This window comes from Burkholderia sp. KCJ3K979 (genome assembly GCF_016759955.1).
Lineage (GTDB): Bacteria > Pseudomonadota > Gammaproteobacteria > Burkholderiales > Burkholderiaceae > Burkholderia > Burkholderia orbicola.
The window spans coordinates 1-8,150 of record NZ_JACFYV010000268.1 but is presented as its reverse complement, the minus strand read 5'-3'; the positions used below and the strand labels follow the sequence as shown (position 1 = coordinate 8,150).

The following is an 8,150-nucleotide window of genomic DNA, read 5'->3' as shown; positions in this document are numbered from 1 at the left end:
GCATTCGCCACGCGCGGAATCACCCAGCCGCCCTGCGAGAAACCGAGCAGGCCGATCTTGTGCATGGGCTCGGCGGCGCCGTCAGCTGGCGGCGCCAAGGCGCCTACCTGACGCGCCGGCAACTCGAGGCAACCGGCCTGCAGCCGGATCGAATCGATGCGACACTGGCCGCCGAGCGACGCAGCAACGACGCAATCTTCGGCCGGGCGGACGTGCCGGCCGATCCGGCCCGGCGCCCGGACATCGAGCCGCGCCGCTTCGGTTTCATCGCGCTGAACTACCGGGAAGACGCATCGCAGGCGCTGGCGACGATGCAAGGGCCGGTGCTGGCCGTGTGGGGCGCGCTGGACCGCAACGTCGATGCGGCCGACGAAGCGAACGCTTACGCGCACGCATTCGGGAAGCGGGCCGACCGGCACGTCGTCGTGGTGCCGGGCGCGACGCATGCGTTGCTGCGCGCCCGCTGGTTCGACTATCAGCTCGAGTCCGACTGGCCGAAATGGAAGACGTGGCTGTACATGGCGCTCGGGCGTCACGCTTATGCGCCGGACACGCTCGGCCCGATCGAGGCGTGGATCCGGTCGCAGTAAGCGCGCGCACCGCGCGCCGCCGCGCAGGTCACAGGCATCACGCAATATCGGTCGCGCCCGCCCGCGCGACCGCATCAAGGAGAGGTTTCAATGTACTCGTGGTTTGAACGGCGCCTGCCGACTTTCCCGCTCGAAGATCCCGTCACGCCGCCGAAAGGATTCTTCTCGTTCGTCTGGGCGTGCACGAAAGGTGCGCGCGGCTGGATTCTGCTGATCGCGCTGACGTCGGCCGCGCTGGCCGCGTACGAAGCCGCGCTGTTCGCGATGATGGGGCACGTGGTCGACTGGCTGTCGTCGTCGACACCGGCCGGATTCGGCGGCCGCCACTTCGGCACGCTCGCCGGTTTCGCGGCGATCCTCGCCGGCAGCGCGCTGCTGATCGCGCTGCATACGATGGTCAAGCACCAGGTGCTCGCGATCAATTTCCCGATGCGGTTGCGCTGGCTGTTTCACCGGCTGATGCTCGACCAGAGCCTGTCGTTCTACGCGAACGAATTCGCGGGTCGCGTGACGACCAAGATCATGCAGACCGCGCTCGCGGTGCGCGACGCGCTGTTCATGTCGGTCGACGTCGTGATCGGCGTCACCGCCTACCTGATCGGCATCCTCGTGCTCGCCGCCAGCTTCGACTGGCGGCTGATGATTCCGCTCGCGCTGTGGGCGCTCGGCTACGGCGCGGCATGCGCGTATTTCGTGCCGCGCCTGGGCGCGGTCGGCAGCCGGCAGGCCGACGCCCGCGCGCTGATGACGGGCCGCATCACCGACGCGTATTCGAACATCACGACCGTGAAGCTGTTCTCGCATACGCGACGCGAAGCCGATCACGCGCGGCGCGCGATGGAAGCGTTCAAGGCGACCGGCGACGCGCAGATGCGGCTCGTCAGCGCGTTCGAGATCGTCAACCACCTGTTGTCGACGCTGCTGCTGATCGGCTCGGCCGGGCTCGCGCTGTATCTGTGGATGCACGACGAGGCGAGCGCGGGCGTCGTCGCGGCCGTGATCGCGATGGCGCTGCGTTTGTCGAGCTACTCGCACTGGATCATGTGGGAAATGACCGAGCTGTTCGAGAACGTCGGCACGATCCAGGACGGCATCAACACGCTGACGAAGGTGCGCAGCGTGGTCGACGCGCCCGATGCGAAGCCGCTCACGGTGCAGCGCGGCGAAATCGTGTTCGACAACGTGCAGTTCGCGCACGAGGACAACGATCGCGCGGTATTCGACGGGCTGAACCTGACGATCCGCCCGGGCGAGCGAATCGGCCTGATCGGCCGCTCGGGCGCCGGCAAGTCGACGCTCGTGAACCTGCTGCTGCGTTTCTACGACGTGGGCGGCGGCTCGATCCGGATCGACGGGCAGGACATCGCGCACGTGACGCAGGACAGCCTGCGCGCCGCGATCGGGATGGTCACGCAGGATACGTCGCTGCTGCACCGGACGATGCGCGAGAACCTGCTGTACGGCCGCCCCGAGGCGACCGAGCGCGAGATGCAGGATGCGGCCGTTCGCGCGGAGGCGTCCGAGTTCATCGGCCGGCTGCGCGACCGCCACGGCCGCAGCGGCTACGACGTCGAAGTCGGCGAGCGCGGCGTGAAGCTGTCGGGCGGCCAGCGGCAGCGCGTCGCGATCGCGCGCGTGATGCTCAAGGATGCACCGATCCTCGTGCTCGACGAGGCGACCAGCGCGCTCGACTCCGAGGTCGAGGTCGCGATTCAGCGCAGCCTCGACACCCTGATGAGCGGCAAGACGGTGATCGCGATCGCGCACCGGCTGTCGACGATCGCCGCGATGGACCGGCTGATCGTGCTCGACGAAGGGCGCATCGTCGAGGAAGGCACGCACCAGCAGTTGCTGCAGGCGGGCGGCATTTACGCGGCGCTGTGGGCGCATCAGAGCGGCGGGTTCCTCGGGGAGACGGCGGACGCGGAAAGCGTGGCGCAATAGGCACTGCCCTGTCGCGATGCACGGGATGTCCGCGCGCCGCGTGTCGATCCGTTGCGCGCGCATCCATCGCCGCCCCGCCTCATAACGATCCGACAATTTATTGGTTCCCTTGACGATGCGCGGTCCGTATCGTTCATCGATTCGTCAGACCAATCGACCAACGGGGGAATCCAACGATGAAACAGATCCGTTCATTCGCGCTGCTCGCCCTGCCGGCCGCGCTCGTCGCCGCCGGCGCGCACGCACAAAGCAGCGTCACGCTGTACGGCATCGCCGACGCGGGCATCGCATACGTCCACAACGCGCAGAACGCGAACGGCGGCAACGCGTCGAGCCTCGTGAAGTTCAGCAGCGGCAACCTGTCGGGCAGCCGCTGGGGGCTGCGCGGCATCGAGGATCTCGGCAGCGGCCTGTCCGCGCTGTTTCAGCTCGAGAACGGCTTCAACATCGGCACCGGCGCGCTCGGCCAGGGCGGGCGCGAATTCGGCCGCAAGGCCGTCGTCGGCCTCGCGAGCAGCACCTACGGCACCGTGACGCTCGGCCGCCAGTACGACCCGATCGTCGATCTCGTGCAGGGCCTCACGCAGGACAACTACTTCGGCGGCGTGTTCGCGACGCCGGGGGATCTCGACAACTACGACAACAGCCTGCGCGTCAGCAACTCGGTGAAATACACGAGCCCGCTGATCTCCGGCTTCCAGTTCGAGGCGCTGTACGGCTTCGGCGGCGTCGCGGGCGCGACCGGCAGCGGCCGCACGTACAGCTTCGGCGCGAGCTATGCGAACGGCCCGCTGTCGCTCGGCGCCGGCTACTTCTACGCGAACGGCGGCACGACGGTCGCGAACGGCGTGCGCACGTGGTCGAGCAGCTCGGACACGCTGTTCAACACCGTGATCAACCAGGGCTTCTCGAGCGCGAAGTCGCTCCAGATCGTGCGCGTGGCCGGCCAGTACGTGGCCGGGCCGGCGACCTTCGGCCTCGCGTATTCGAACACGCAGTACGGCGCGGACACGCTGTCGGCATTCAGCCAGAACGCGAAGTTCAACAACGGCTCGGCATTCTTCAACTGGCAGTTCTCGCCGGCACTGCGCGCGGGCGTCGGCTACAACTACACGTCGCTGACGGGCCCGGCTTCCGCGCACTACAACCAGGTCAACCTCGGCGCGGATTACGCGCTGTCGAAACGCACCGACCTGTATGCGCTGTTCGGCTATCAGAAGGCGAGCGGCAACACGCTCGACGCGAGCGGAGCGACCGTGAAAGCGGCCGCGTCGGTCGGCTCGTACGGCGTGAATTCCGGCACCGATACGCAGGAACTCGCGATCGTCGGCATCCGCCACAAGTTCTGATCGTCACGTTGCACGACGATCGCCGGCAGGCGCGCACCGCGGTGCGCGCCTGCCGCGTTTACACTGTCCCTCTTCACGTTCGTCACGACACAGGGAGCCCGGCATGCTGACGGTATGGGGACGACGCAACGCATTCAATGTCCAGAAAGTGATGTGGCTCGTCGACGAGCTCGCGCTCGCGCATCGCCACGTGCCGGCCGGCGGCCGGTTCGGCGTGCTCGATACACCCGAATTCCTCGCGATGAACCCGCACGGACGCATCCCGGTGATCGACGACGACGGTACCGTCGTGTGGGAATCGCACAGCATCCTGCGCTACCTCGCCGCGCGTTACGGACGCCCCGGCTTCTGGCGCGACGATCCCGCCGAGCAGTCGCGGGCGGACCGCTGGATGGACTGGGCTCAAACCACGCTGCAGCCGGCATTCCTCAACGGCGTGTTCCGCGACTACTACCGCACGCCGCCCGAGCAGCGCGACACCGTCCGCGTCGAGCGGAGCATCGCGCAATGCGCGCAGTATTTCCGGGTGCTCGATACCGTGCTGGCCGGGCAGCCGTTTCTCGCGGGCGACGCGATCACGCTCGCCGACATCGCGGCCGGCACGCACCTTTACCGGTATTTCGAGCTCGATATCGCGCGGCCCGACGTGCCGCATGTCGTGGCGTGGTACGAACGCCTGAAGGCGCGACCCGCGTATCGCACGAACGTGATGATTCCGTTCGACGATCTGCGCGGCAAGCTCGGCTGAGCGACTGATCGACTGTTGCGCCGGCAGCGGAGCGGCTTGTTGGATGGTTGTAAGCACAACGGCGTATCGTGCCGACCTGTACGCCCGCCGGATGCATATGCGTCGTCGCGACGACGATCGTAGCCAAGCGGGTCATGACTGACCAACCACGCAGGCAAGGTGATGAGCGCCCAGGACGTTCCGGTCGAGTTCGCTTCTCGGAAGGACAACGCGGTTGCCGTGCATCGAAACGCGGGGCTGGACGCGTTGCGGGCCTGCCTGACGCTGCTGGTGGTCTTTCACCATTGCGCGATCACGTACGGGGCAGTCGGCGGGTGGTACTACCACGAGGTGGCCGCAGGCCCGTCGGTGGCGTCCGCGCTGTTGACGCTCTTCTGCGCGATCAACCAGGCGTTCTTCATGGGCCTGTTCTTTTTCCTCGCGGGCTATTACACACCGCCATCCATCGAGCGCAAGGGCGCCGTCCGCTTCCTCGCCGACCGGTCTCTCCGGCTTGGCCTGCCGTTGCTCATCTACGGCTTCCTGATCGGCCCCGCGACGATTGCTCTGGCTCAGTCGGGCGCGGGTCATCCGTTTCCAGATACGCTGCGACATCTGTGGCAAAAAGGTACGTTCGAAAACGGACCGATGTGGTTCGCCGAGGCATTGCTGATTTTCAGCGTGGCGGCGGCGCTGCTGCATATCGTCTTCCCGCGCACCGTGGCGCGCGATACGAACCGCGTCGCGCGCGTCCCTTCCGACACGACGCTGGCCGCCGCCGCACTGCTCACCGGTATCGCGGCACTGGCATTGCGGTCGCGATGGCCGGTAGGTATCAACGTATGGGGGCTGCAGCTCGGCTACTTCGCGAGCTACGTCGTGTTGTACGCAGCGGGTTGCCGGACGGCGCGCGCGTACTGGATCGAGCATCTGCCGGCACCGCAGGTCCGACGTTGGTCACGCATCGCGCTCATGGCGTTGCCCGTCCTGCCGGTCGCCTACCTGATCGCGAAGCACGTGCCTGCGTGGCGCGGCCGTCCGCAGGACGTCATCTACGCATTCTGGGAGCCGCTGGTCGCGTGGGGCGCAATCCTGTTTCTCGTCGATCGTTTTCAACAGCGCTTCGACATATTGACGGGCACGTGGCGGCCGCTGTCGCGACGCGCGTACGCCATCTACGTCATCCATCCGCCCGTGCTGGTCGCGGTCGCCCTCGCGTGGCGAAACGTACCGGCGTCCCCGTTCCTGAAATTCGCCGTGACCGGTAGCCTCGCCTGCGTCGCGTGCTATCTGATTGCCGGCCTCCTGCTTCGCGTGCCGCGGTTCGCGTCGATTCTGTAGACGCGTCGGCTCGCGCCGCTCGTTCGTACACGATATCAGCGGCTGGCGTCGCGCCGGGCGACGTCATAGACAGCCGCTGCCGTGACCCCGAATACCAGGTGCGCGATCAGCGTGATCGCGCCGCGCACCGCGATGAACCACGGAAAAATCGTCGTGAATCCGTACAGGTTCACGCCGTACAGGAGAAGCCCGAACGCGCCGCCCGCCAACAGCGCGGCCACGCGCGACAGATTGCGGACCAGCCGTGCCAGCACGGCCGCATAGACCAGCGAAAGCGCCGCATGGACGAGCGTCGCCACGCCCATGACCAGCGGATCGAAGCCGCCGGCACCGAGCACGCTTCGCCCCATCACGATCGCGGCCGTGAGGCGCGCGTCGCGCAACAGATTCCGGACGGCGTCATCGCCGGCGATTGCCCACAGCAGCAACTCGATGACGGTCGATCCGACCGCCGCGCCGAACGCTGCCCAGAGAATCGGGACCCCACTCGCTCGTTTCAATGATCGCCCTCATGGCGGGCCGGTCGATGCATCGAGCGAACCGCCGTGCAAACCGGTTTACGACGCCCCTTCGCAGTCCGACCAGTATGCAAACGGGTCGCGATGTTTCGGATAGTGCTCGTCGAGCCATTTCAGCAGCGTCGCCCGCGCATTGTCCATGTCGGCCTTCAACGACGACGTCGTCAGTTCGTGCACTTCGACGGACTTTTCCCGATCGACCACGAAGCAGTTCCAGTCGGGACCGTCGAGATCCGGATCGTCGGACGCCTTCGACGACTTGCTCCAGCCGAAACGCTTGCGCGCATCGATGTAGTAGCGCGGATGCACCTTCAGATACGACATCTCGCCGCCCTGCAGGCTGCTCTCGGCGCGCAGCACGTCGCGTTCGTCGACGATCTGCGTGACTTCCGGCAACCGGCGCGAGCGCCATCCGGCAGGCAGCGTCGCCACTGCACGAATGCTGTCGTACGTGCCCCACTCGAGGCCCCACGCTTCGGCCATGCGTTTCATGAACGCGTCGGCGCTCGGATAACCGCGCAGCTGGATGCGGGTCGACAACGTGACTTCCACCCCGCCGCGACCGCCGGATGCGCTCGACACCTCGTCGTCCGTCGCGAACGGATTGCCCGGACGCGGCGATTCGCGCTTCGCGTCCGCAGGCGCCAGGCCGGAAAAAAGTTGATCCAGCGCCGCACGCGCCTTCGACGATTTGTCTGGTCTATTCATCGGTTCCCTTTTGTACAAATTTGAACCCGTACTGCAATGGTTGGTGATTGCCCTGCCATCGGGCAAAGGCTCGATTCCGCTTCACTGCGGCGATCTCGCCGTTTTCCGCGGCTGCATTGTAACGATTTGGCGGCCGCGACCGAACGAACCGGGAGCGAGCGGCCGGCCGCAGTCGCGACGCGCGTGCTGGTGCTGGTGCTAGTGCCCAAGCGGTCGCTTGCGCGAACCGCCGGGCATGCGCTACCCCAGCGCCTTCACCATCCGCTCCATCAACGCGAGGACTTCCGGCCGATTCTCGCCCTTCGCATGCACGAAGTGATAGCTGAGCAGTGAATCGACCTCGTGACGGCTCACGCGCACGAGTGCGCTGCGCCGCAGATACGCATCCGCAAGCGGCGTGCGCGCAAGCGCCACGCCCAACCCCGCTTCGGCCGCCGCCAGCACGAGGTTGTAATCCTCGAACCGGCGATCCTGCGCACGCGGCTTGAACGGAATGCCGAGCGCGTCGAACCACGTGCGCCAGCCGGTCACGTCGGAATCGTGCAGCAACGGCATGTCGAGCAGCGCGGCGTCGCCCGTTGCGCGACGCATCCTGGCCAGTTGCGCGGCGAGCCGCGGATGCGCGACCGGATACAGCCGTTCCGGCATGAATGGACGGGTTTCCAGCCGACGCCAGTTGCCGCGCCCGTAGCGGATCGACAGATCGGCTTCGCCACCGGCGATATCCACGTTGCGGAGCTCGATGCCGAGCTCGATGCGCAACGCGGGCGCTTCGCTCTCGAGCGCGGGCTGCCGCTCCAGCAGCCACAGCTGCGCAAACGCGGGCACCACGCTCATCCGCACCAGCCGCGGCGTACGCGGCGAGCGCCACTGATCGGCCGCGCCGTCGATGATCGCGAACGCCTGCTCGATCCGGCCAACGAAGCGTTGCCCGTCCGGCGTCAGGCGCACGCCGCGCGCATGCCGTTCGAAC

At 66.9% G+C, this 8,150-nt stretch carries 8 protein-coding genes; 5 read left to right on the top strand and 3 right to left on the bottom strand.

From position 1 onward, the window contains the following. The 5 genes from H3O04_RS31905 to H3O04_RS31885 all read left to right on the top strand — a co-directional run. Positions 1-590 (top strand): alpha/beta fold hydrolase (locus H3O04_RS31905; RefSeq protein WP_442862854.1); only part of this gene is annotated, 590 nt, incomplete at its 5' end. Positions 591-680: 90 nt separating this feature from the next. Next, complete coding sequence (locus tag H3O04_RS31900) at positions 681-2,534, top strand: ABC transporter ATP-binding protein (protein ID WP_202589213.1); 1,854 nt, start codon at positions 681-683, stop codon at positions 2,532-2,534. Positions 2,535-2,710: 176 nt separating this feature from the next. After that, entirely contained in the window at positions 2,711-3,883 is a 1,173-nt protein-coding gene (locus H3O04_RS31895; protein ID WP_202589212.1) for a porin, read from the top strand. A gap of 103 nt (positions 3,884-3,986) precedes the next feature. Continuing rightward, positions 3,987-4,631 (top strand): glutathione S-transferase family protein, encoded by a 645-nt coding sequence (locus H3O04_RS31890; RefSeq protein WP_202589211.1) that lies wholly within the window; start codon positions 3,987-3,989, stop codon positions 4,629-4,631. Between the two features lie 162 nt (positions 4,632-4,793). Beyond that, positions 4,794-5,951 carry an acyltransferase family protein gene (locus H3O04_RS31885; protein WP_237666511.1) on the top strand — a complete coding sequence of 386 codons (1,158 nt, stop codon included), beginning with the start codon at positions 4,794-4,796 and terminating at the stop codon, positions 5,949-5,951. Positions 5,952-5,986: 35 nt separating this feature from the next. Here the strand turns inward: H3O04_RS31885 and H3O04_RS31880 are convergent, their stop codons facing one another. The 3 genes from H3O04_RS31880 to H3O04_RS31870 form a co-directional block, all read right to left on the bottom strand. Next, complete coding sequence (locus tag H3O04_RS31880) at positions 5,987-6,451, bottom strand: hypothetical protein (RefSeq protein ID WP_034175422.1); 465 nt, start codon at positions 6,449-6,451, stop codon at positions 5,987-5,989. Between the two features lie 57 nt (positions 6,452-6,508). Next, positions 6,509-7,177, bottom strand: coding sequence for a hypothetical protein (locus tag H3O04_RS31875; RefSeq protein WP_006481034.1), 669 nt, complete (start codon positions 7,175-7,177; stop codon positions 6,509-6,511). A 240-nt stretch (positions 7,178-7,417) separates the two neighbouring features. Further along, a partial coding sequence (locus H3O04_RS31870) for a LysR substrate-binding domain-containing protein (protein ID WP_237666510.1) occupies positions 7,418-8,150 on the bottom strand: 733 nt, incomplete at its 5' end.

Bases quoted from the DNA above. Each gene is read 5' to 3' on its own strand.
- H3O04_RS31900 (WP_202589213.1), top strand. From the start codon at position 681: ATGTACTCGTGGTTTGAACGGCGCCTGCCGACTTTCCCGCTCGAAGAT.
- H3O04_RS31885 (WP_237666511.1), top strand. From the start codon at position 4,794: ATGAGCGCCCAGGACGTTCCGGTCGAGTTCGCTTCTCGGAAGGACAAC.
- H3O04_RS31875 (WP_006481034.1), bottom strand. From the start codon at position 7,177: ATGAATAGACCAGACAAATCGTCGAAGGCGCGTGCGGCGCTGGATCAA.
- H3O04_RS31890 (WP_202589211.1), top strand. From the start codon at position 3,987: ATGCTGACGGTATGGGGACGACGCAACGCATTCAATGTCCAGAAAGTG.
- H3O04_RS31895 (WP_202589212.1), top strand. From the start codon at position 2,711: ATGAAACAGATCCGTTCATTCGCGCTGCTCGCCCTGCCGGCCGCGCTC.